At 70.1% G+C, this 20,800-nt stretch carries 19 protein-coding genes; 2 read left to right on the forward strand and 17 right to left on the reverse strand.

Going from position 1 to position 20,800, the window contains the following annotated elements; all coding sequences use genetic code 11:
- Positions 1-2 precede the first annotated feature (2 nt).
- A complete protein-coding gene (locus K1T34_RS07575; protein WP_220243571.1) occupies positions 3-3,398 on the reverse strand; it encodes an aminotransferase class I/II-fold pyridoxal phosphate-dependent enzyme in 3,396 nt (1,131 codons plus the stop codon).
- 109 nt (positions 3,399-3,507) lie between these two features.
- Positions 3,508-4,449 carry an NAD-dependent epimerase/dehydratase family protein gene (locus K1T34_RS07580; protein WP_220243572.1) on the reverse strand — a complete coding sequence of 314 codons (942 nt, stop codon included), beginning with the start codon at positions 4,447-4,449 and terminating at the stop codon, positions 3,508-3,510.
- A 275-nt stretch (positions 4,450-4,724) separates the two neighbouring features.
- Here K1T34_RS07580 and K1T34_RS07585 point away from each other — a divergent pair, with 275 nt between their 5' ends.
- Both K1T34_RS07585 and K1T34_RS07590 read left to right on the forward strand, forming a co-directional pair.
- Positions 4,725-5,435, forward strand: coding sequence for a TetR/AcrR family transcriptional regulator (locus K1T34_RS07585; protein WP_220243573.1), 711 nt, complete (start codon positions 4,725-4,727; stop codon positions 5,433-5,435).
- 134 nt (positions 5,436-5,569) lie between these two features.
- Entirely contained in the window at positions 5,570-6,703 is a 1,134-nt protein-coding gene (locus tag K1T34_RS07590) for an MAB_1171c family putative transporter (RefSeq protein WP_220243574.1), read from the forward strand.
- A 28-nt stretch (positions 6,704-6,731) separates the two neighbouring features.
- Here the strand turns inward: K1T34_RS07590 and K1T34_RS07595 are convergent, their stop codons facing one another.
- The 15 genes from K1T34_RS07595 to K1T34_RS07665 all read right to left on the reverse strand — a co-directional run bounded on the left by K1T34_RS07595 (position 6,732) and on the right by K1T34_RS07665 (position 20,699).
- The gene (locus K1T34_RS07595; RefSeq protein ID WP_220243575.1) at positions 6,732-7,379 is read right to left on the reverse strand and encodes a DUF998 domain-containing protein; all 648 of its coding nucleotides are present in this window, start codon (positions 7,377-7,379) and stop codon (positions 6,732-6,734) included.
- Between the two features lie 52 nt (positions 7,380-7,431).
- Positions 7,432-7,761 (reverse strand): thioredoxin, encoded by a 330-nt coding sequence (gene trxA / locus K1T34_RS07600; protein ID WP_220243576.1) that lies wholly within the window; start codon positions 7,759-7,761, stop codon positions 7,432-7,434.
- Complete coding sequence (locus K1T34_RS07605) at positions 7,758-8,141, reverse strand: MerR family transcriptional regulator (RefSeq protein ID WP_220243577.1); 384 nt, start codon at positions 8,139-8,141, stop codon at positions 7,758-7,760. The genes trxA and K1T34_RS07605 overlap by 4 nt, the downstream gene beginning before the upstream one ends.
- A 42-nt stretch (positions 8,142-8,183) precedes the next feature.
- Positions 8,184-9,371: an FAD-dependent monooxygenase gene (locus K1T34_RS07610; protein WP_220243578.1), complete on the reverse strand. Its 1,188-nt coding sequence runs from the start codon at positions 9,369-9,371 to the stop codon at positions 8,184-8,186.
- 124 nt (positions 9,372-9,495) lie between these two features.
- Positions 9,496-10,146, reverse strand: a complete 651-nt coding sequence (locus tag K1T34_RS07615; protein ID WP_220243579.1) for a TetR/AcrR family transcriptional regulator C-terminal domain-containing protein — start codon at positions 10,144-10,146, stop codon at positions 9,496-9,498.
- A gap of 10 nt (positions 10,147-10,156) precedes the next feature.
- Positions 10,157-10,639, reverse strand: coding sequence for a MarR family winged helix-turn-helix transcriptional regulator (locus K1T34_RS07620; RefSeq protein ID WP_220243580.1), 483 nt, complete (start codon positions 10,637-10,639; stop codon positions 10,157-10,159).
- Between the two features lie 238 nt (positions 10,640-10,877).
- Positions 10,878-12,686 (reverse strand): feruloyl-CoA synthase, encoded by a 1,809-nt coding sequence (locus K1T34_RS07625; RefSeq protein ID WP_220243581.1) that lies wholly within the window; start codon positions 12,684-12,686, stop codon positions 10,878-10,880.
- Between the two features lie 138 nt (positions 12,687-12,824).
- Positions 12,825-13,301 (reverse strand): MarR family winged helix-turn-helix transcriptional regulator, encoded by a 477-nt coding sequence (locus tag K1T34_RS07630; protein ID WP_220243582.1) that lies wholly within the window; start codon positions 13,299-13,301, stop codon positions 12,825-12,827.
- A gap of 28 nt (positions 13,302-13,329) precedes the next feature.
- Entirely contained in the window at positions 13,330-15,165 is a 1,836-nt protein-coding gene (gene asnB / locus K1T34_RS07635) for an asparagine synthase (glutamine-hydrolyzing) (protein ID WP_220247051.1), read from the reverse strand.
- A gap of 165 nt (positions 15,166-15,330) precedes the next feature.
- On the reverse strand, positions 15,331-15,921 hold the full coding sequence (locus tag K1T34_RS07640) for a TetR/AcrR family transcriptional regulator (protein WP_220243583.1): 591 nt from the start codon (positions 15,919-15,921) through the stop codon (positions 15,331-15,333).
- A gap of 22 nt (positions 15,922-15,943) precedes the next feature.
- Positions 15,944-17,248 carry an ABC transporter substrate-binding protein gene (locus tag K1T34_RS07645; protein WP_220243584.1) on the reverse strand — a complete coding sequence of 435 codons (1,305 nt, stop codon included), beginning with the start codon at positions 17,246-17,248 and terminating at the stop codon, positions 15,944-15,946.
- The gene (locus K1T34_RS07650; protein WP_255638384.1) at positions 17,245-18,315 is read right to left on the reverse strand and encodes a branched-chain amino acid ABC transporter permease; all 1,071 of its coding nucleotides are present in this window, start codon (positions 18,313-18,315) and stop codon (positions 17,245-17,247) included. The genes K1T34_RS07645 and K1T34_RS07650 overlap by 4 nt, the downstream gene beginning before the upstream one ends.
- Positions 18,312-19,190, reverse strand: a complete 879-nt coding sequence (locus K1T34_RS07655; protein WP_220243585.1) for a branched-chain amino acid ABC transporter permease — start codon at positions 19,188-19,190, stop codon at positions 18,312-18,314. Before K1T34_RS07655 ends, K1T34_RS07650 begins: the two co-directional genes overlap by 4 nt.
- Entirely contained in the window at positions 19,190-19,897 is a 708-nt protein-coding gene (locus tag K1T34_RS07660) for an ABC transporter ATP-binding protein (RefSeq protein WP_220247053.1), read from the reverse strand. Before K1T34_RS07660 ends, K1T34_RS07655 begins: the two co-directional genes overlap by 1 nt.
- Positions 19,890-20,699, reverse strand: a complete 810-nt coding sequence (locus tag K1T34_RS07665; RefSeq protein ID WP_304504308.1) for an ABC transporter ATP-binding protein — start codon at positions 20,697-20,699, stop codon at positions 19,890-19,892. Before K1T34_RS07665 ends, K1T34_RS07660 begins: the two co-directional genes overlap by 8 nt.
- Positions 20,700-20,800: the final 101 nt, after the last annotated feature.

Here is a 20,800-nt window from a genome sequence, read left to right on the forward strand (position 1 = left end):
GCTCACTTCTCCCGCAGCCGGGCGAGTTCCGTGGCCACCGTTGTCGTCGTGTATTCCAGCTGCGCCGCCTCGTGGTCGCTGGTGAGGAAGAAGCGCAGGCGGGTCTGGGATTCGTCGACGGCCGGGTGGAGGATCGGGTCGACGATGATGCCGCGGTCGTAGAGGGTGCTGGCCAGGCGGAGGGTCGTGGTGGAGTCGCCGATGACGCAGGGGACGATGGGCGTCGCGGAGGCGGAGCCGGTGGGCAAGCCGGCGGCCTGGGCCAGCCTCAAGAAAGACGCGGAGTTTTCGCGGAGGCGAGCCAGCCGCGAGGGTTCTGCGCGCAGGACGCGCAGGGCGGCCAGGGAAGCGGCGGCGCTGGCGGGCGTGAGGCCGACGCTGTAGACGAAGCCCGGCAATGAATACCGCAGCCACTGGACCGTTCGCGACGAGCCGGCCAGGTAGCCGCCGCAGCCGGCCAGGGACTTGGACAGCGTGCCCATCCAGAGGTCGACCTCGGATCGCTCGACGCCGAAGTGTTCGCCGACGCCGGCGCCCGTGGCGCCGACCGTGCCGATGCTGTGGGCCTCGTCGACCATCAGCAAGGCGCCGTAGCGCTTCTTGACCTCGATCAGGCCCGGTAGGTCGGCGAGGTCGCCGTCCATGCTGTAGGCGCCCTCGACCACGATGAGCACGCGGCGGAACCGAGCGCGCGTGCGGCGCAGGATGTCTTCGAGCTGCGCGACGTCGTTGTGCGGGAACGGGCGGCGCGTCGCTCCGGAGAGGGTGCAGCCCTGCAGGATGCTGTCGTGCGCGAGCGAGTCGTGCACGATGAGGTCGCCGGGGCCGACGAGGTGGCCGATGGCGCTGACGTTGGTGGCGTGGCCGCTCACCAGCGCGAGGCAGTCGTCCGTGCCGAGGAACGTCGCCAGCTCCGTCTCCAGCCCACGCGTGAGGTCGCGGTCGCCCGCGAGGAGGCGGCTGCCGGACACCGAGGTGCCATAGCGTTCCACGGCGTCGTGCACCGCGGCCGTCACGGCCGGGTGGCCGGAGAGACCCAGGTAGTTGTAGCTGGAGAACGACAGGTACTGCCGGCCGCCGACGGTCGTCGTGCTGGTCAGGAGACCTTGGTGCTTGCGGAAGTACGGGTTCGGCACGCCGAGGTCCGAGAACTCCCGCAGCCGCGCGTCGATCGCCGCGGCCTCGGGGAAGTCGTCGATCGACGCCGTGGCGGGGTCGAACGCGACGGTCTCCGAAGGCAGTGGCACGGGCACCGGCACGGCGGGCGTGATGAGCCCCGCCACCGCACCGGCCGTGACACCGCGCTCCTGCTCGATCTCGAAGCGCTGCCCGGGGAAGCGCTTGCGGAGGTTGGCTTCCAGCTCCGTCAGCATGAGGGAGTCGAACCCGAGATCGTCGATCAACGCGTGCCCGGCGCACAGGTCACCGACCGGGAACGCACTCGTGCGCGCGACCTCCTCCAGCACCACGGCCAGCACGTCCCGCGACGACGGAAGTCCCTGTGGCTCAACGGGTTCCGCGGACGAGACAGCACTCAGCGGCGGCAACGACTGCGCCTTCACCCGCTTCGCCTCGTCGACGACCCAGTGGTGACGCGGGCTGAGCGGGCTCGGCGGCAGCGTGCACGGCGGCGTCCGGCCGATCGCGGGCCGCAGCCCGGCGCCGGTCACGGCCAGCGCGGCCAGCTCCAGCAGCGGCAGTTCCGGCGCGGGCACCTCGGCGCCCGGCGCCACGACCCCCGCGTACGTCGCCGGCGCCAGCTCCCCCGCCGTCCCGGATTCCAGTGCGACGGACGCCGCCACCAGCTTCGACACCGCGTCGCCGGCATCGTCGGCCACCACGGCGAGCCGTTCGGCGAACAACGCGCGACGCGCCAAAGTGGACGCCACCGCGGCCAGCGGCAGCGGATCGCGCGAGAGCACCTCCGCGACCTCACGCGCGTGCCGGGCCAAGCCCGCCCGGTCGCGCGCGGTCAGCAGCAGCAACTGCGGACCATCAACAGAAACCGTTGGCACCGCAGGGGATTCCTCGAGCACCACGTGCACGTTCGTCCCACCGAAGCCGAACGCGCTCACCCCCGCGCGGCGCGGACCGTCGGCAGTCCACGGCGTCACCTCCCCGGCCACCCGCAGACCGGCCTCGTCGAGCGCCAGGTGCCCGGCCGGCTCGAAGTCCGGCTGCGGCAGGATCTGTCCCTTGTGGACCGACAACACCGACTTGATCAGCCCGGCGATCCCCGCGGTCCCGAGCGAATGCCCCACCACGGACTTCGCGGCGCCGAGGTACGCGGGAGTGGTCGCGTCGCGACGCAGCTCGCCCAGCGCGTTGATCTCCACGTCGTCGCCCACCGACGTCGCCGTGCCGTGCGCTTCCAGGTACCCGACGGAGCCAGGCTCCACGTCGGCGTCGCGGTACGCGCGGCGCAACGCCAGCAGCTGGCCCGACTCCTGCGGCATCATGCCGCCCTTGACCGTGCCGTCGTTGGACAGCCCGACGCCGCGGATCACCGCGTAGATCCGGTCGCCGGCGGCCTGCGCGTCGGCCAGCGGGCGCAGCACGAGCACGCCGGCACCTTCACCCAGCACGAACCCGTCGGCCCGGCTGTCGAACGGCCGGCACTCGCCGGTGCGGGAAACCGCACCGATGCGGCACAAACCCACCAGCAGGTCCGGCGTGAGCACCAGCTGCGCACCACCGGCCACGGCGATGCGGCAGCGGCCCGCCCGCAGCGCGAACACCGCGTTGGCCACCGCCGTGAGGCCGCCGGAGCAGGCTGCATCGAGCGCGTAGCTTTCGCCGTGCAGGTCGAACACGGAGCTGATCGAGCTCGGGCCCATGTTGAGCAGCAGCCCGGCCATGGCCGTGGCGTGCAGACCACCGACGGCCGAGCCCGCCTCCGCCAGCTCGGCGCCCGCCGAGCGGCCGAACTCGCCGCCCGCGAACTGGCGCAGGCGAATGTGAAGCGTGCTCATCTCGCGGTAGCCGCTCTCGGACAGCGACATGATCACCGACGTGTCTTCGCGCTCGAAGCCGCCGGCCTCCCAGCCGGCGTCCTGCAGCGCTTCGCGCGTGAGGTCGACCAGCAGCCGGTGCTGCGGGTCGAGTGATTTCGCGCGGCGCGGCGGGATGCCGTAGTGCCCGGCGTCGAAGTCGCCGACGTCGTCGAGCAGCGCCATCTTGTCGGAGTACGCGGCCGAGGTGTCCCGGAAATCGTCGTTGTAGAACGAGTCCCGGCACCACCTCGAATCCGGGACGGTCCTGAACTGAGGCTTCGGCTCACTGAGCAGATCCCAGTACTCGTTCACGTTCCGCGCACCGGGAAAACGGCACCCGATGCCGACAATAGCGATGTCCGGTCGATTTCCGATTTCTTGCGCAGCAGATCCCCAAGACGCCATGACAGAACTTCCTCGCGCCGATCGCCCACCCAGTAGGTGAGAGATTGCCCCGTGGCGATCGGATTTTCAAGAGCGTCCCGGAATTCGTGCGAAAATCCCCGACCGCAGGTCAACCCACGGTAGCCGACCGATCACGCCACCAGCTCACCGTCGCCGCCGCCTGCTCGCCGAGCGGGGTGGCTTCCTCGCCTGAGAATTCCGTGAACGCACGGGAATCCACCACGAACGGGCGGTCGAACTGGTAGCGAACCTCCTGCAGTTCTCGCAGCAAAGGCGAAAACGCGGCCGCCATCCGCAGCAGCGGCGCCGGAAGCCGTTGTACGCCGACCGGCGGCACACTCGCTGCTTCGCACAGCACGCCGACCATCACGCGCGACGAACGCGCCGGCAGCGTCGGCACGTGCCACGCGCGACCCCACGCCTTTTCCTCCGCGGCAACGCGCACCAGCGTGCGCGCCACGTCGGGGATGTAGGTCCAGCTGTGCGGCGCGTCCGGGTCGCCCATCACCTGAACCTTGCGTCCCTTCAGCACCGCCGGCACCACTCGCGCGCCCAGGTGCCCACCGTCGGTCACGCCGGGGCCGAAGAAGTCCGACGCCCGCACCTCGGCGGCGCGAATCCGGCCCTGCTCGTGCAGATCGTGCAGCTGCTTCCACAGCTGCACGCGCACGCGGCCCTTGGGGCCCGTCGCTTCGAGCGGCAGGTCCTCGGTGATCGGACCTTCGACGGGCCCGTAGGCGTACAGGTTCCCGAGCGCCACGAGGACGGCGCCGGTCGCCTCGGCCGCCGCGGCGGTGGCGGCGGCCAGCGGCGGCCAGTCGCGCGTCCACCGGTGATAAGGCGGGCTCGCGCACTGGTAAATCGCGTCAGCACCCTCAGCTGCGGCGGTCAGTGCGGCGCTGTCGGTGGCGTCGAGCACCACGTGCTCGATCCCCGCTTCCTCCGGTCGCGGCGACCTGCCGATCACCTTCACCCGCTCGCCCCGTTCGGCGAGCAGCCTCGCCGTCGCCGCCCCCGCCGGGCCGAACCCGATCACCACGTGAAGACTCATGCGCCACACCATAGTCAGCCCGGTGAGCGGGATTGGCTTTTCAGGTATCCGTAACTTCGGGTTCACCGCGAACTTCTTCGGACAGTTGTCCGTAAACCTCTCGGATGCCTCACGACACCCTCGTGAAATGACTCGCGATTAATCGGATTCACAGGGACTTCTCAGTGGTCTTCACTCAAGTCTTCACTGTGGCCGGAGCCGCTTTTCGGACCCTAGGCGGCCGACTGGCGTTGGTGTAAGGTCGCCGATCATGGACAGTTCCGACAAGGATGCCTATGTCTTCTGAAGATCTCCCCCGGCTCGTCAAGGACACGGCTCGCCGTCAGCTCGCCGAGACCGGTGCGACCGGTCTGACGCTGCAGACGGTGGCCGTCGAAAGCGGCGTGACCGTGGCCGAGGTGCAACCGTTTTTCGGAGATCGTGACGATCTCCTGACCGCATTGATCATCGACGCTTACAACGCCTCCGGCGGGGCCATGGAACAGGCCGATCCCGGCGAGCGGGAAACGGATCCCGGCGCGCGCCTGCTGGCCGTCACCCGCGCATTGCGCGAATGGTCGCTCGCGAACCCGGCCGAGTTCGCCTTGCTCTACGGCTCGCCCGTGCCCGGCTACGCGGCACCGGAGACCACCGTGGGCCCGGCTTCGCGCACGCCCGCGGCGCTCGCCGCGGTGCTGCGTTCCGCGCTGGCGGCGGGATCCCTCACGCCGCCGAGCCGGCCGCTGCCCGGTCCGACGCTTGTGACCGCCGAGGCCGTCGCGCTCTTCGGCGGACAGCCCGAGGCTCCGTACGGCGATCTGCTCGAACGCGGGATCGTGCTGTGGAGCAACCTGATCGGCCTGCTGGTGTTCCAGGTGTTCAGCCGTACGCACGACAGCGTCGCCGACCAGTCGGCCTTCTTCGACTACGCGGTGGCCGTGGCGGCGGAAGCCGTCGGCCTGGCCGTGCCGCTCGAAGGAAGCCGGCGCGAGGCCGTGAACGCCTGAATCTCGAGTTACTAATCCGGCCAAAAGCAGGCCGACCCCCCACGCGGCGCGTAACCGTTGCTACGAAGCCATTCGGCCGTGACTGTGGTCGGATTAGTAACAATCGATACAGAACACAACTGGGGTGGTCTGGTGTGAACGCGCTGAAGATCGTGCTCTTCGCGTCGTCCGCGGTGTCGTCGTACGCCGCGTTCCTCTACAAGCTCGCGTCGATCCGGCGCGGCTGGGGTGACATCGGGTACGTGACGATGATGGTGACGCTGGTACTGCAGTGCCTCACGTTCACGATGGGGGCGGTGTCGCTCAGCATCGTCACGTTCTTCGGCGTGCAGAACCTGGCCATCCTCGTGCTGCACCTCTCGGCGGTCGCCTACTGCATCAGCGCGCAGATCCTGCTGATGCAGTGGGCGAACCCGCTCTCGGAGGTGCGGCGCGCGATCCGGGCGTGGATCATCGCCGGCGTCGTGCTGTGCGTGGTGCTCACAGCGTTGTTCTTCATCGGCAATCGCCCCGGCACGCCGGCGTCGGCGTTCGGCACCGGCAGCAGCAATCCGGTCATCCTCGTCTACCTGCTGCTGTTCATCGTCTCGCAGGCGGTGCCGTGCGTGACGATCTACCGCCAGTGCATCCCATACGCGCGAAGCACCACGAAACCGTGGCTGCGCCGCGCTTTGCGGATGCTCGCGGTCGGCGCGGTGGTGCTGTTCCTCTACTGCGCCGCGCGCACGGTGAACATCGTGAGCCCCATGTTCGGCCTGTCGGTCGGACCGTGGGCCATCGCGGCGTCGCTGTTCAGCGCGCTCGGCATCGTGATCGTGTCGCTGGGGCTGACCATGCCGTCGTGGGGCGGGCACGTGTCGAACCTCCTTGCGTGGGGCCGGAACTACAGCTCCTACCGCGCGCTCTACCCGCTGTGGCACTCGCTGTACGAGTCGTCGCCGGGCATCGCGCTGGAGCCGCCGTCCGGTGCCGACCGCCAGTGGTCCGACCTGCACTACCGCCTGCACCGCCGCGTGATCGAGATCCGCGACGGCTGGCGGGCGCTGCGGCCGTACATGGACCGCGCCGAGTCCTCCCCGGCCGAAGCGCCGGACCAGGCCCTGATCGAGGCCACGAAGATCAAGCACGCGCTGCGGGCGAAGAACTCCGGCGTCACCCCCGCACACAGCCAGGACAACGGCAGCTTCGGCGACCACGACGCCAAGACCTTCGCCGCGGAAGTCGAGTGGCTCACGCAGGTTTCGGCCGCCTACGGCCGACTGGACTGAACCACTTTCGTCCGAAGTGGACCGCGGCTCAGGCCTGGACCAGTTCGCTGCGGTCGTGCGGCAGGTCGGCCAGCAGCGCGTCGCCCTTCACCAGCCACGAGACGCCGAACGCGATCACTGCGAGGGATTCCAGCCACACCGTCGGGTGCAGTGAAGCCGTGGCCGCGTCGAAGAAGAGCCCGTTGATCACGATCAGCACCAGTGCCACCAGCATCACGCCGCCACACACGCGGTAGACGACGTTGCGCACGGCTTTGCGCGAGGTCGGCGACGTCTCGTCGGACTTGGTGAACAGGAAGAAGCAGAAGAACGCCAGCGTGAGGAAGAAGATCGCGGCGAACACGAGGTGCGCCACTCCCACAGCCCGCTCGGTGCCCGTCGGCGAGGCCGGGCTGGTCGGGAAGAGCGCGACGCCGATGGCGGCGACCGCCGCGACGTTGCCGGCGATGTCGTCGATCCGCCCGTAGCCCCGGTAGGAGACGAGGAAAACGCCGATGGCGCACATCGTGCCGACGAAGACGTCGCGCAGGTCGCTGTAGTAGTAGCCGCTCAGCGAACCCTGCAGGCCGCCGCCTTGCAGCAGCTCCTTGCCGATGATCACGACGAACGGCAGCGCGAGGCCGAGCACCCCGATTGCTCGGCGGAGGAAGAGGAACGAGCGCACGAGGGTGTTCACGGTTGCCTCCCCGGTGTGGTCCACACTTATTTTTACCGGGTCGGCCTGGTTTTCACAGGGTGACTGGAGTCGTTCCCAAAACGTTGTCGAGCTCGGCGAGCAGCCGGGCCTTCGAGCGGGCTCCGACGATGGTGTGCACCGGTTCGCCGCCGCGGAACAGAATCAGTGTGGGCAGCGACATGACCTGGTACTTCCGCGCCGTCTCGGGGTTCAGGTCGCTGTCGATCTGGCGCACCGTCAGGGAATCCGCGCGCATCGCCGCGATCTCGGCCAGCATCGGCGCGATCATCCGGCAGGGCGGGCACCACTCGGCCCAGAAGTCGACGAGCACCGGCTTGTCGTGGTCGAGGACGTCGGCGGCGAAGGTCGCATCGGTGGTCATCGGATCTCCTCGGCAACACAGGGGTCGTGCCGGGCCGAAGCCTCGGCGAGCTTGTCCATCAACGCGGTCCGCACGGCGCCGAGGTCGGCCAGGCACTTCTCGACTTCCTCGAGCTTGCGCCGGTACACCTCGACCGAAGCCGGGCAGGCGTCGCCGGACTTGTGGCCGGTGCGCAGGCAGTCGACGAACGGGCGGGTGTCTTCGAGGGTGAACCCGACCGTGCGCAGCGTCTGGATCTCGCTGACCAGCCGTAGATCGTTCTCGTCGTACTCCCGGTACCCGTTCGCCGACCGCCCCGCCGGCAGCAGCCCCTGCGCCTCGTAGAAGCGCAACGCCCGTGGTGTCGTCCCCGCCCGCCGGGCGAGCTCGCCGATCCGCATGCGTCCGACGGTAGACCTTGACGTGCGCGTCAAGGCCACCTCTCAACCCGCGAGCTTGCCGGTGTACTCCTGGTACTGCACCGCGTTCGCCGCCCGGGTGCTCATGTAGTCGAACACCTTCCCGAACACCGGGCCGGTCAGCATGCGGTACATCCGGTTGCGGCTGCGCAGCTTCTTCTCGTTCTCCGGCACGAGGAACCCGCCCGAGCCGGCACCGTTCTTGTGGCCGATGTGCGCCGGCTTGCGCAGGCGCTGCTCGTACTTCTCGAACGCGGTCACGTGGTCGCCGTTCGCGGCCGCCAGCTCACCGGCGAGGATCTGCGCGCCCATCATCGCCAGGCCCGTGCCGGAGCCGCCGGGGCCGGCGCACCACGCGGCGTCGCCGAGCAGCACCACACGGCCCTTCGACCACTTGTCCATGCTGATCTGGCCGATGGTGTCGAAGTACAGGTCCGGAGCGTCGTCGACCGCGCCCAGCAGCCGAGGCAGCTCCCAGCCCGCGCCGGCGAAGACGTCGGCCACGATCTCCTTCTGCCGCTCGAGGTCCGGGCGGCCGTAGCCGCGCGGGTCGCCGCGGAAGAACAGGCCGACGTTCACGGTCTCGGAGTCGCGTCCGCTGTAGACCATCGCGCCGCGGCCCGGCTCGCTGTAGATCAGGCCGCTGTGGTCCAGTCCGAGGTGGTTCCGCGCGGTGAAGCCGGCGACGTGGTAGCCGAGGTCCTTGCGAAAGCGCGACTCCGCACCGAAGGCGGCCGTCCGCACGCCCGAGTGCACGCCGTCGGCGCCGACCACCAGGTCGAACCGGCGGGGCGCGCCGTGGCGGAAGGTCACCTCGACGCCGTCGGCCGTCTCGGTCAGCGACGTGACGCGGTCGCCGAAGACGTACTCGGTGTAGTCCACGGTGCGGTCGTAGAGGATGCGGGCGAGGTCGCCGCGCAGGATCTCGAGCTCGCCGCTGGCGAACGAGCTGGGCACGGTCACGATCGGCTTGCCCGCCGAGTTCAGCAGCAGCTGGTCGCCCATCGCGGTCTCGTACTTGCGCAGCTCCTCGGTGAGCCCCATCGCGTCGATCAGTTTCATCTGCTCGCCGCGGAAGTCCACGGCCTGGCCGCCGGGCCGCAGCGCCGGCGCCGCCTCGACGACGGTCACGGAGTAGCCGTGGTGGTGCAGCCAGAAGGCGGCCGACGGCCCTGCCACGCTGGCACCGGAAACGAGCACGGTCTTGGTCATCGCTGGAGTCCCTTCTCGGGGTTCGGCGTTTCGATGACGCAAGACTGCGGCCCGGCGCTGACCACGCCCGCACGGTGCGCTGACGGGGGTGGTGCGCGCTCGTCAGCAGGGGTCGAGGCGACCGTCAGCGCAAGCCGCGAACACCCGAAACCAGCAGGTCGACGCCTCGCTCGAAGTACGAGTCCTCGTCGCCGCACACGGCCAGCGCGTCAGCGGCGGCCGCGACGTTCGGGAAGCGCTCGGGCGGCAAAGCGGCCAGCGCGACCCGCTTGCGCTCCACTGCTTCGTCGCGCGAAGACGCGGGGTGGACGTCGGTGGCGCCGGGCTCGGCCGTCACGAGGGTGACGCCGGCGCACAGCAGGTAGCCGCCGAGCTCCGCGGCTTCTTCGGCGGTGAAGCCGGCTTTGCGCAGCAGGCCGAGCACGTGGTCGGCCACGGTGAGGCCGGCGTCGGACTCGAGGATGCGCGGCGGGACGAGGCCGGCGACCGCGGGGTGGGGGCGCACGGCGGCCAGCACCGCCACGAGCGCGGCCCGCAGCCGCGTGTCCCAAGGCCCGTCGGAGTCCGGCAGCGAGACGTCCGCCAGCAGGCGTTCGGCCAGGCCGGCCACGAGCTCGTGCTTGTCCTTGAAGTGCCAGTACAGGGCCATCGGCGTGACGCCGTGGTCCTGCGCGAGGCGGCGGATCGTCAGCGCGTCGAGGCCTTCGCGATCGGCGAGCGCGAGGGCGCCGTCGACGATCGTTTCGCGGCTGAGCTTCTCGCGAGTTTTGGCCACGAACCCGACTTTACCTCGTACAGGGGCCGTCTTCGTCGTCCGCGTTGAGGCGCGAGACCATGCGGTCGAAGACGCGTTCCAGCACCTCGAGCTCGTCGGGTTTGACCTGCTCGAAGAAGTACCGCCGCACGGTCTCCACGTGCTCGGGCGCGGCCGCCTCGATCGCTTCGCGCCCGGCCGGCGTGAGGCGCACCATGGCGCCGCGCGCGTCGTCCGAGCAGTCTTCGCGCGTGACGAGGCCGCGTTTCTCCATCCGGCTCACGTGGTGCGACAGCCGGCTGCGGTCCCACCTGATCTGCATCCCGAGGTCGCGCATGCGCAGCACGTCGCCGGGCGCCTCGGACAGCGGCACCATCAGCGTGTAGTCCGGGCCCGAAAGCCCCGCGTCGCGCACGAGCTGCCGGTCGATGGCGCCGTTCAAGGACCGCTGGAGCAGGTGGAACAGCTTCCAGACGTGCAACTCGCGCTCGTCGAGCCAGCGTGCGTCCGTCATGAAGTGAGTCTACCCAATTTGTTGACGTATCACTCTATTGTTTGCCCCGCCTCCGGCGGGGCGTGCGAGATCGCCTAGGAGCCGGCGTCTCGATCGGGCGGTCGGATCGGCCGGGGGCCGATCGCACCGCCCGATCGAGACGCCGGCGCGATCTCGCGGGTTGCCTCAAGCAGTGAGGGGCGGTCAGCCCGCGTCGCCCGATCGAGACGCCGGCGCGATCTCGCGGGTTGCCGGGCGGTCAGCCCGCGACGATCACCGCGGCGTCCGGTTCACCAGCGTAAAGACGCTCGACGAACGCCACCCGCCGGGCCAGCACGCGGCGCTGGTTGAGGTAGCCCTTGTCCGTGATCTCGCCCGCGTCGAGGTCCGGCGGCTCGGCCAGCACCACGAGCCGCTCGACTCGGCCCGCCGACCCGGCCGCCGCGTTCATCGCGGCCAGCAGCTTCCCGACGTGCGCGCGCAGCTCGGCGTGGACCACACAGCCGTCCGAGGCATCGAGCGAACCCGCGAACAACGCCCGCGCTTCGGCCTGGTTGAGCCAGGCCAGCGCACTGACGTACGAGCGGTTCTCCCCCGCGATCACCGCGTCGGACAGCAGCGGCACGGCCGAGAGCAGCGCCGTGCGCAGCGCGCCGACGCGGACGAACGTGCCCGTGTCGAGCTTGAAGTCCTCCGCGATGCGGCCACCGAACAGCAGCCCGGCGTTCGGGTCGGCCGAGGCCGGCACGGCGGCGTCGCCGGTGCGGTAGAAGCCTTCCTCGTCGAACGCCGCGTCCGTGAGGTCGGGCCGGTGCAGGTAGCCGGGCGTCACGGAGGCGCCGCGCACGCGGATCTCCCGCGCCTCGCCCACGGGCGCGAGCTTGACCTCGAGCCCCGGCAGCGGCACGCCGATGCACCGCGCGTCCTCGAACGGGAAGTGCGCGCTCGTCACCGCGGGCGCCGTCTCGGTCGCGCCCCACGAGCTCGTCAGCGGCACGTCGACGCCGGCTGCCCTGGCCGCGTCCGCCAGCCGCGTGCGCAACGCCGCCGGCAACGCGGCCGCCGCGTTGAACAGCAACCGCAGCCGCGAGAAGAACACGCGCGCGAAGTCGGGGTCCTGCTCCAGCACGGGTACGAGCTGTGCGTAGCCGGCGGGCACGTTGAAGTAGAGCGTGGGCTGCGCCGAACGCAGGTTCTCCAGGCTGCGGCCGAACAGCTGCGGCGCCGGCTTGCCGTCGTCCACGTAGAGCGTGCCGCCGTTGTGCAGCACCAGGTCCACGTTGTGGTTGCCGCCGAAGGTGTGGCTCCACGGCAGCCAGTCGACGAGCACAGGCCGCTCCTCGCCCAGGAACGGCCACGCCTGCCGGATCGACTGCTGGTTCGCGCACAGCATCCGGTGCGTGTTGAGCACGCCCTTCGGCGAACCGGTCGAGCCCGACGTGAAGAGCACCTTCGCTAGCGTGTCCGGTCCCGTCGCGGAGTACGCGGCTTCAAGCTCCGGGCCCGGCGAAGTGGCCAGCAGGTCGTCGAGGGATTCCGCGCCCGGCACAGTGTCGACCTCGCGCGCCAGCACAACACTGGGCCGATCAACACCGGGCGCCTCGACGGCGGCGAGCGCCTTCGCGAACGGACCACCGGCCTCGGCGAACACCAGCCCCGGCTTCAGTACCTTCGCGATCTCCCGGATCCGCGCGTGGTCGCTGCTGAGCAGGGAGTACGCGACGCTGATCGGCGCCACCGGCACGCCCGCCGTCAGCGCGCCGAGCGTGAGCACGAAGTGCGCGACGGAGTTGCCGGAAAGGATCATCACCGGCCGGTCCGGCCCCAGACCGCGGTCGAGCAGCGCCTGCCCGAGCGCGTCGGCGCGACGGCGGACCTCGCCGTAGGTCAGCGTCGCCCAGCCGTCGCCGTCGCGCTCGGCCACCAGCGGGTAGCCGGGGTCGACTCCGGCCCAGTCCCGCAGCATCGCGGCCACGCTGCGCGGGTAAGCACCCAGCGGGTCGCGGGAGCGGAAGACGACGCTCCCGTCCGGCCGGTCCTCGCGTTCGACGTCGGGTTCAGCGAACATTCGACCGTCTCCTCCTCGAGACCCGCTGTGTCTCCATCTGTGCTGCTGGTTATGAAGCCGACCACAGCCACGGCGGGAGCGGTTGCCAGACAAGGCGACCGCCGGTGAGTACCCGCCTACTTTTGGTTGGCTTCATAACTATTGCGGGCCGCGAGGAATTTGTCGAATGTCAGTTTCCGCGCCGTCGGTCATCCGGCGCAGCACCGCGCCCGCCTTGAGCAGCAGCTCGACCTCGTCCTGCTCGAGATCGCCGAACCGCTCCACGAGCACCCGAGACTCGTCGCGCACCACCGCGCCCAGCCGGCGCCGGCCCAGCTGGGTGAGGTGCACGTAGCTCACGCGCTTGTCGCCGGCGTCGGCCGCACGCGCGACGAAGCCGGCCTCCTCCATGGCGTGCACGACCTTCGTGGCCGTGGGCTGGGAACAGCCGACCTCCTCGGCGAGCGTCCCGATGCGCAGGGGTCCGGAGCGGGCCAGCTTGGCGAGCACCAGTAGCTGCGTGCGCGGGAGGTTGTCGGGTGGCGCCGCCCGGTGCAGCTCGCGCAGCAGCCGGTGCAGCGACAGCACGAACTGGAACGCTTCGTCGGCGTCGACGTCCGGCGACTCGCCCACCATGGCCCGCTCCTCACCCCTCGTGGTCACCTCACCGGATGCGCAGCTCCGGTGAGTACAGATCGAACCAGGTCGCGAAGTTCAGCACACGCTCCACGAGTGGCCGGAGGAAGGGCACGGTGTCCTCCCGGGCAAGCAGGCCCACGAGCAGGCCGCGGTCGAACAGGTCGAACACGGGGTGCGCCGGCGCGGCCAGCAGGTCGCCGACCTGGTCGCGCAGGGCTTCGAGGTACTTCGGGTCCTGCGTCGACGGGTACGGGCTTTTCACCCGTTCGGCCACCGACACCGGCAGCACGTCGCGGGCCGCCGCGCGCAGCAGGCTCTTCTCGCGACCGTCGAACGTCTTCGTCGTCCACGGCGTGTTGTAGACGTACTCCACGAGCCGGTGGTCGCAGAACGGCACCCGCACCTCGAGGCCGGTGGCCATGCTCAGGCGGTCCTTGCGGTCGAGCAGGATGCGCACGAACCGCGTGAGGTGCAGGTAGCCGATCACGCGCATGCGACGCTCATGCTCGGTCTCGCCGGGCCGTGTGCCGGCCTCCGCGACCGCCGCCGAGTACGAGTCCCGCAGGTGCGTGGCAAGGTCCAAAGAGGACCGCACACTCTCGGCGAAGATCCGGCTCACCCCGCGTTCGCCCGACTGCAGCCGCCGCGCGAGCCACGGGAAGGTGTCGGCCTGCTGCACCTTCGGGTCGTGGAACCACGCGTAACCACCGAAGACCTCGTCGGCCGACTCACCGGACAACGCGACGGTGGAGCGCTCGCGGATCGCGCGGAACAGCAGGTACAGCGAGCCGTCCATGTCGCCCAGCCCCGTCGGCAGGTCGCGAGCGCGCACCACGGCGCGGCGCACGGCCGGGTCGGCGAGCTCCGCCGAGTCGAGCACGATGTCCTGGTGCATCGAACCGACGTGCTCGTGGACGTCACGCACATACGGCGCGTCCGGAGTGGACCGCAACGCGTCCGGCACGAAGTTGTCTTCCTGCCCCACGAAATCCACCGCGAAGCTGCGCACCCGCTCGTCCTGATCGGCCAGCTGCCGTGCGGCCAGCGCGGTGATGACACTGGAGTCGAGCCCGCCCGAGAGCAGCACGCAGCGCGGCACGTCGGCCACGAGCTGACGGCGCACGATGTCGTCGAGCAGCTCGCGCACGTGCTGCACGGTCACGCCGATGTCGTCGGTGTGCTCGGCCGGCTGCAGCTGCCAGTAGCGGCGCACCTTCAGGCCGGTCCGGTCCAGCGTCACGACGGTGCCGGGCTCGACCTCGCGCATGCCCGCCCACACGGCCTGGCCGGGGTTCTTGGTGAACGACAAGAGCTCACGCAGGCCGTCCGTCTCCACGACGGGCCGGATTTCGGGGTGCGCGAGGATCGCCTTGGGCTCGGAGCCGAACAGCAGCCCGTCGCCGTGCGGCGAGTAGTACAGCGGCTTGATGCCCATCCTGTCGCGGATCAGGACCAGGCGCTCCTCACGCGGGTCCCAGATCCCGAACGCGTACATGCCGTTGAGGCGTTCGGCCAGGCCGGTGCCCCATTCCAGGTAGCCGCGCAGGACCACCTCGGTGTCGCTGTTCGTGGTGAAACGGTGCCCACGCGCCTGCAGCTCCGCGCGCAGCTCGGCGAAGTTGTAGACCTCACCGCTGTAGGTCAGCGCGACAGTGCCGCCGGCCTCGGCCGTCATCGGCTGCGTGCCCAGCTCGAGGTCGATGATGGCCAGGCGCCGATGGCCGAACGCCACGTGACGGTCGAACCACATCCCGCTCGCGTCCGGCCCGCGGCACGCCATGGTGGCCGTCATGGCCGCCACCGTCTCCCGCTCGGCCGCCAGGTCGCGGCCGTAGTCCACCCATCCCGTGATCCCGCACATGTCCAGCCCCCGGAACATCTTCAGAGAGAAACATTCATAGGGAATGAAACTGGCTCACGGGCGCGGACGCCACCCGGACGAATCGGACTTGCGCGTGCCGATCCGGCCGGGGCGCCGACGTTTGCGCTGCTGGAGCGAGCGCGGAACCGAGAGGGGTGACCTGCGTCACGAAGTGGGGTAGAGGCGGCCCATCAGCTCGAGGACCTCCTCGATCATCTGCCCCGCCTTCGCCTTCGACCCAGCGGCCGCGACCTCGCGGCCCGCCTCCGTCGACATCGCGGTGAGCGAGAGCACGAGCATGTCCGAAAGCGGCCGGGTGTGGCCGTTGACCAGCGTGGCGTTGGCCGTGAGCCACTCCCGGAACCGCTCGCGCGTGAGCAGGCCGAAGCCCGCCGGGCCGTTGCCGGACAGGAACAGCCGGGCGAGCTTGCGCTCCTGCCAGCACCCTTCGAGGTAGGCGCGCGCTCCGGAGATGTAGAGCCGGAGCGCGTCCTCCTCACCCTGCGCCAGCGCCGTGCGGAACGCCTTGGCGGACCGGTGCTGCTGGCGGCGGTTGTATTCGTTGTAGAGCGTGATGTACAGATCGGACTTCGCGACGAAGTGGTGGTACAGACTGCCGATGCTGGCGCCGGCCCGTTCGGCGATGGCGGCCATGCTCGCCTGCTCGTACCCCGACGCGGTGAAGACCTCACCGGCCGCCTCGAGCAGCGCCGCGCGGGTCGCTTGCGCCCGCTTGCTCCCTGTCGCCTCCGTCATGGCGTGATTGTGCCGGACGGACTCACGCCGCGGGGATGCCGTTGGCCGGAGCCGGAGGTTGCGGTTGTGTGTAGGGGGTCACGGGACCGTCACCGTCGTCCGTCGTGAGCGGCGTACCGGACGCCACCTGCTTGCCGTCCTTGATGGTCGCGATCTGCCCGCCGGTGTAGCCGGCGTGCGAATCCGCGCCGTAGCGGAACGGCACCAGGCCCGGCCCGGTGAGGCCGCCCTTCTTCAGCGCGTCGACCACGCCCTGGCGCGTCGGGTTCTGCCCGGCGCGGGCGAGCGCCTGCGTGAAGGTGTAGGCGTAGGCCATGGCGTAGTAGACGTTGCCGTCGAAGGGCACATTCGGGATGTACTGGTCGTGGATCTTCTTGAACAGCGCGGTCCACGAGTTGCTCGTGTCGTCGAGCGGCGGCAGGTAGGCCGACGTGACCAGGCCTTCGATGAGGTCCTGGCCCTTCACCGACGAACCCGCCTGCTTGGCGAAGTTCTCCAGCAGCCCCGACACCGTGATCGGGTCGGCGCCCACACTGGACGCGACGAGCGTCGGCGAGTAACCGAGCTTCAGCGACGTCAGCTTGAACAACGCGGTGTAGGCCGGGATCGCCTCGAGCACCACGACGTCGGCCTTCGACGCCGCGATCGCCGACACCTGCGCGGCCACGTCGGTGTTACCCGGCTGGTACGGCTGGCGCGAGACGACGAGGCTCTGGTCGATGTACTTGTCGAGGCCCTTCATGCCGTCGCGGCCGAAGTCGTCGTCCTGGTAGAAATACGCGACCTTCTTGCCGGCCAGGTTCTTCTTCACGTAGTCGCCGAGGATCTTGCCCTCCACCGTGTAGTCCGGCTGCCAGCCGAACGTGTAGGGGTTCTTCTGCGGCTGGTCCCAGCACGTGCAGCCGGACGCGACGAACAGGTCGGGCACGCGCGAGGAGTTGAGGAAGTCCACGACCTTCGTGTGCGTCGGTGTGCCGAGCGAGCCGACGATCGCGAACACCTTGTCCTGCAACACGAGCTGCTTGGTCAGCGTGACGGTCTGGGCCGGGTTGTAGGCGTCGTCGAGGTACTTGAGGGTGATCTTGCGGCCGTTGATACCGCCGTTGGCGTTGATGTAGTCGAAGAACGCCTTCGCGGCCGGACCCTGCTCGCTGTAACCCGGCGCGGCCGTGCCCGTGAGCGGGATGGTGGACCCGATGGTGACGGTGTCGGCGGTGATCCCGGGCGTGGACTCCGCGGCGTCGTCACCCGAGGCACAGGCGGTGGCCGTGAGGGCGACCACCGCGGCCAAGGCGACCGCGACGGATACTGGTCGGCGTACGGTCATCTTCTCGTCTCCTGACGGGTCTGGAGTGGACGGACGAAACGAGCCTGGAGCAAGGCGCCGAGTTTGCGGACTCCCGACTGGATGCCGCCGGGGAACGCGATGATCACCACGATCAGCACCAGCCCGTAGAGCACGAGCGGGATGTTCGCGTAGATCGCGCGGGGCAGGTCGGCCTGCTGCGCGAGGTCGGCGGTCCAGTTGGGCAGCAGGGTCACGATCACCGCGCCGTACACCGCGCCGGCGAGGCTGCCGAGCCCGCCGAGCACGGCCGCGGTGAGCAGGGACAGGGAAAGCGACAGCGTGAACGCACCCGGCGCGGCCAGGCTGTTGACGATCGCGAACAGCCCGCCCGCCAGGCCCGCGAACGCCGCGCTGATGCCGAACGTGACGATCTGCGTGCGGGCCACGTGCACGCCCGACAGTGCGGCGGCCTGTTCGTCTTCGCGCACCAGCCGCATGTCCCGGCCGATGCGGCTGCGCGTGAGGTTGGCGAGCAGGAACAACGTGACCACCAGGCAGAGGCCACAGATCCAGGCCTGCCAGCGTTCGAGCGGGAAGGTCTCGCCGAGGGAAAGCGGCGGCGGGTCGGAGGTCACGATGAGGCCGTTGGCGCCGCCGAGCAGGTCGCGCAGGCCGTGGTAGTCGGCCAGCGAGGGCAGGCCGACGGCGAGCGCGAGCGTCGCACCCGCCAGGTACGGGCCGCGCAACCGCGCTGCCGCCACGCCGACGAGCGAACCCAGCGCGCCGCCGACGACCACCGAACCGAGCAGCACGAGCACGAGCGGCCAGTCGAGGTGTTCCAGCAGCAGCGCCGTGGTGTAGGCCCCGACGGCCACGAACGCGCCGTGGCCCAGGGAGATCTGGCCGGACAGTCCGGAAAGGACGGTCAGGCCCGCCGTCGCGATAGCGGTGTAGCAGATCTGCGCGAACTGGAGGTTCGCGAACGAGTCGAGCGAGGTCGTCACGAAGTACAGCACGATCAGCCCCAGCACCGAGAGCGTGAGGTGGCGGACCAGCGTGGACCGCTGCCAAAAGCGGACCGGTGCCGCCGCGGCGAGCGCCGTCATACCCGCCTTCCCTTCGTCGATCCGAACAGCCCTTGCGGACGCAGCATGAGCACCCCGATGAGGACGACGAGCGAGGCCAGCGTGACGATGTCGGACCCGAGGTAGCCGGCCACGTAGCTGAGCACGATGCCGAGCGCGAGCCCGCCGACGACGGCGCCCGGCGGGCTGTCGAGGCCGCCGATCACCGCCGCGGTGAACCCGAACACCAGCACCGCGTCGAACGCCGTGGGGCTCACGAACGTGCTGGGCGCCACGAGCACACCGGCGATCGCACCGACCGCCGCGGCCAGGGCCCAGCCGACCGTGAGCATCCGCCCGACGCGCACACCCAGCAGGCGGGCGACTTCCGGCGCGAAGGCCGAGGCCCGCATCCGCAGGCCGAGGTTCGTCTTGCGGAACACCAGCGCCAGCACGGCCATCATGACCAGGACCACGAGCACGATCCACAGGTCGTTGGGCGCGAACAGCAGCTGCCGATCGCCCGCCTTGAACCCGGCGATGCCGAACGCCGGCGGGTACGAGCGCGGGGTGCCGCCGAAGAGCATGCCGGCCACACCCTGCAGCAGCACGAGCAGGCCGAAGGTGACCACCACCGCGTCGAGCGGCGATCTCTTCTCCACCGGCCGCACGAGCACACGTTCCACCACGGCGCCGAGAATCAGTCCACTGAGGACGGCCACGATCAGCGCCAGCCAGTACGAGCCGCCGTGGGAGACGATCGTGTAGGCGATGAACGTGGTGATCATCAGCATGCCGCCCTGCGCGAAGTTCACGATCCGCGTGGAGCGCCAGATCAGCACGAGCGCCAGCGCGACGGCCGAGTACACGGCCCCGCTGGTGAGCCCGGCGAGAGTCAGGTCGAGGAAGCGGCCCATCACACCTCCAGGTAGGCGCGGCGCACGCGGTCGTCGGCCGCGAGGGTGTCGGCGGTGTCGTCGGCGACCTTGCGGCCGAGGTGCAGGACGACGGCCCGGTCGGCGACCGACAGCGCGGTCGCCGCGTTCTGCTCCACCAGCAGCAGCGTGAGGCCGTTCTCCTCGCGCAGCGTCCGCAGCACGGCCACGATCCGGGCCGAAACCCGTGGCGCGAGGCCGAGTGAGGGTTCGTCGAGCAGGAGCAGCTCGGGCCGGCTCATCAGCGCGCGGCCGATGGCGAGCATCTGGCGCTCACCGCCGGAAAGCGCTTCCGCACGCTGGTGCCGACGGTCCGCCAACGGGGGGAACAGGTCGTACATCTCGCCGGTGCCCGCTTTGAGCCACTTGCGCTCGCGTCGCCAGAGCCCGCCGAGACGCAGGTTCTCCTCCACCGTCAGCTCGGCGATCACGCCGCGGCCCTCGGGCACGTGCGCGACCCCGAGGCGCACGAGATCTTCGGGCGCCAGGCGGGTGATGTCGCGGCCGTCGAGCTGCACGGCGCCGTCACGCGGGCGGTGCAGACCACTGAGCGCCCGCAGCAGCGTGGTCTTGCCGGCACCATTGGAGCCCAGCACGGCGGTGATGGATCCCTGCTCCACCACCAGGTCGACGTGGTCGAGCGCCCGCACCGGCCCGTAGTCCACGACGAGCCCGCTGACGTCAAGCATGCGCACCGCCCTCTCCCGCGGCGGCCGCCACGGGGTCGCCCAGATAGGCCCGCTGCACCTGCGGGTCGGCCCGCACCTGCGCCGGCGTACCTCGGGCGATGACCTCGCCGAAGTCGAGCACCACCAGCCGGTCGCACAGGTTCATCACGAAGTCCATGTGGTGCTCGACGAGCATCACCGTGGTGGTCGGCGCCAGGCCTCGGACGATGTCGGCCAGCTCCCCGACCTCCGTCGCCGACAGGCCGGCCGCCGGTTCGTCGAGCAGCAGCAGCCGGGGCTCACTCACCAGGACTCGCGCGAGGGCGACGCGTTTACGCACCCCGTAGGGCAACCCGGCGCAGATCCGGCCCGCGTCACCGTCGATCCCGAGCTCGCGCAGCACCTCCCTCGCGCGGCCGGCGAGGGCTCGTTCGTCGCGGTCGGCCCAGGGCGACGCGAGCAGCGCGCCGCCGAGGCTCGTGCGCGAGCGGTGCGTGGCGCCCGCGACCACGTTGTCCAGCACCGTCAATCCCGCGAACAGACCGAGTCCTTGCAACGTGCGGGCGATGCCGTGACTCGTGAGCCGCTCGGGCCTGGGCCGTTCGAGGGCGTGGCCGGCGAAGGTGATCGTGCCGGAGTCGGGCCGCACGAACCCGCAGATCGCGTTGAACAGCGTGGTCTTGCCCGCGCCGTTCGGGCCGATGACGCCGAGCACGCACCCGGCGTGAACCTCCAGCGAAACCTGCCTGAGCACCTCGAGCCCGCCGAAGGAGACACAGAGTCCCTCAGCGCGCAGGAGTACAGGATCCTCGACCACGCTCACCCCACCGCCTCGTTGCAGTGACACCGGCAAAGCAGAATCCGATTCGGACGCGACGAACAGTACAGACATCTCCCTTGCTTGCCCAGACCTGTTATCGGGCC

Source organism: Amycolatopsis sp. DSM 110486, assembly GCF_019468465.1.
In the GTDB taxonomy this organism is placed as follows: domain Bacteria; phylum Actinomycetota; class Actinomycetes; order Mycobacteriales; family Pseudonocardiaceae; genus Amycolatopsis.

What these genes read in the sequence shown, in the direction of transcription:
- asnB (WP_220247051.1), bottom strand. Translation starts at nt 15,165, where the DNA reads ATGTGCGGGATCACGGGATGGGTGGACTACGGCCGCGACCTGGCGGCC.
- K1T34_RS07655 (WP_220243585.1), bottom strand. Translation starts at nt 19,190, where the DNA reads ATGGGCCGCTTCCTCGACCTGACTCTCGCCGGGCTCACCAGCGGGGCC.
- K1T34_RS07625 (WP_220243581.1), bottom strand. Translation starts at nt 12,686, where the DNA reads ATGTTCGCTGAACCCGACGTCGAACGCGAGGACCGGCCGGACGGGAGC.
- K1T34_RS07610 (WP_220243578.1), bottom strand. Translation starts at nt 9,371, where the DNA reads ATGACCAAGACCGTGCTCGTTTCCGGTGCCAGCGTGGCAGGGCCGTCG.
- trxA (WP_220243576.1), bottom strand. Translation starts at nt 7,761, where the DNA reads ATGACCACCGATGCGACCTTCGCCGCCGACGTCCTCGACCACGACAAG.
- K1T34_RS07660 (WP_220247053.1), bottom strand. Translation starts at nt 19,897, where the DNA reads ATGCTTGACGTCAGCGGGCTCGTCGTGGACTACGGGCCGGTGCGGGCG.
- K1T34_RS07580 (WP_220243572.1), bottom strand. Translation starts at nt 4,449, where the DNA reads ATGAGTCTTCACGTGGTGATCGGGTTCGGCCCGGCGGGGGCGGCGACG.
- K1T34_RS07605 (WP_220243577.1), bottom strand. Translation starts at nt 8,141, where the DNA reads ATGCGGATCGGCGAGCTCGCCCGGCGGGCGGGGACGACACCACGGGCG.
- K1T34_RS07630 (WP_220243582.1), bottom strand. Translation starts at nt 13,301, where the DNA reads ATGGTGGGCGAGTCGCCGGACGTCGACGCCGACGAAGCGTTCCAGTTC.
- K1T34_RS07645 (WP_220243584.1), bottom strand. Translation starts at nt 17,248, where the DNA reads ATGACCGTACGCCGACCAGTATCCGTCGCGGTCGCCTTGGCCGCGGTG.
- K1T34_RS07620 (WP_220243580.1), bottom strand. Translation starts at nt 10,639, where the DNA reads ATGACGGACGCACGCTGGCTCGACGAGCGCGAGTTGCACGTCTGGAAG.
- K1T34_RS07575 (WP_220243571.1), bottom strand. Translation starts at nt 3,398, where the DNA reads ATGGCGTCTTGGGGATCTGCTGCGCAAGAAATCGGAAATCGACCGGAC.
- K1T34_RS07650 (WP_255638384.1), bottom strand. Translation starts at nt 18,315, where the DNA reads ATGACGGCGCTCGCCGCGGCGGCACCGGTCCGCTTTTGGCAGCGGTCC.
- K1T34_RS07640 (WP_220243583.1), bottom strand. Translation starts at nt 15,921, where the DNA reads ATGACGGAGGCGACAGGGAGCAAGCGGGCGCAAGCGACCCGCGCGGCG.
- K1T34_RS07585 (WP_220243573.1), top strand. Translation starts at nt 4,725, where the DNA reads ATGTCTTCTGAAGATCTCCCCCGGCTCGTCAAGGACACGGCTCGCCGT.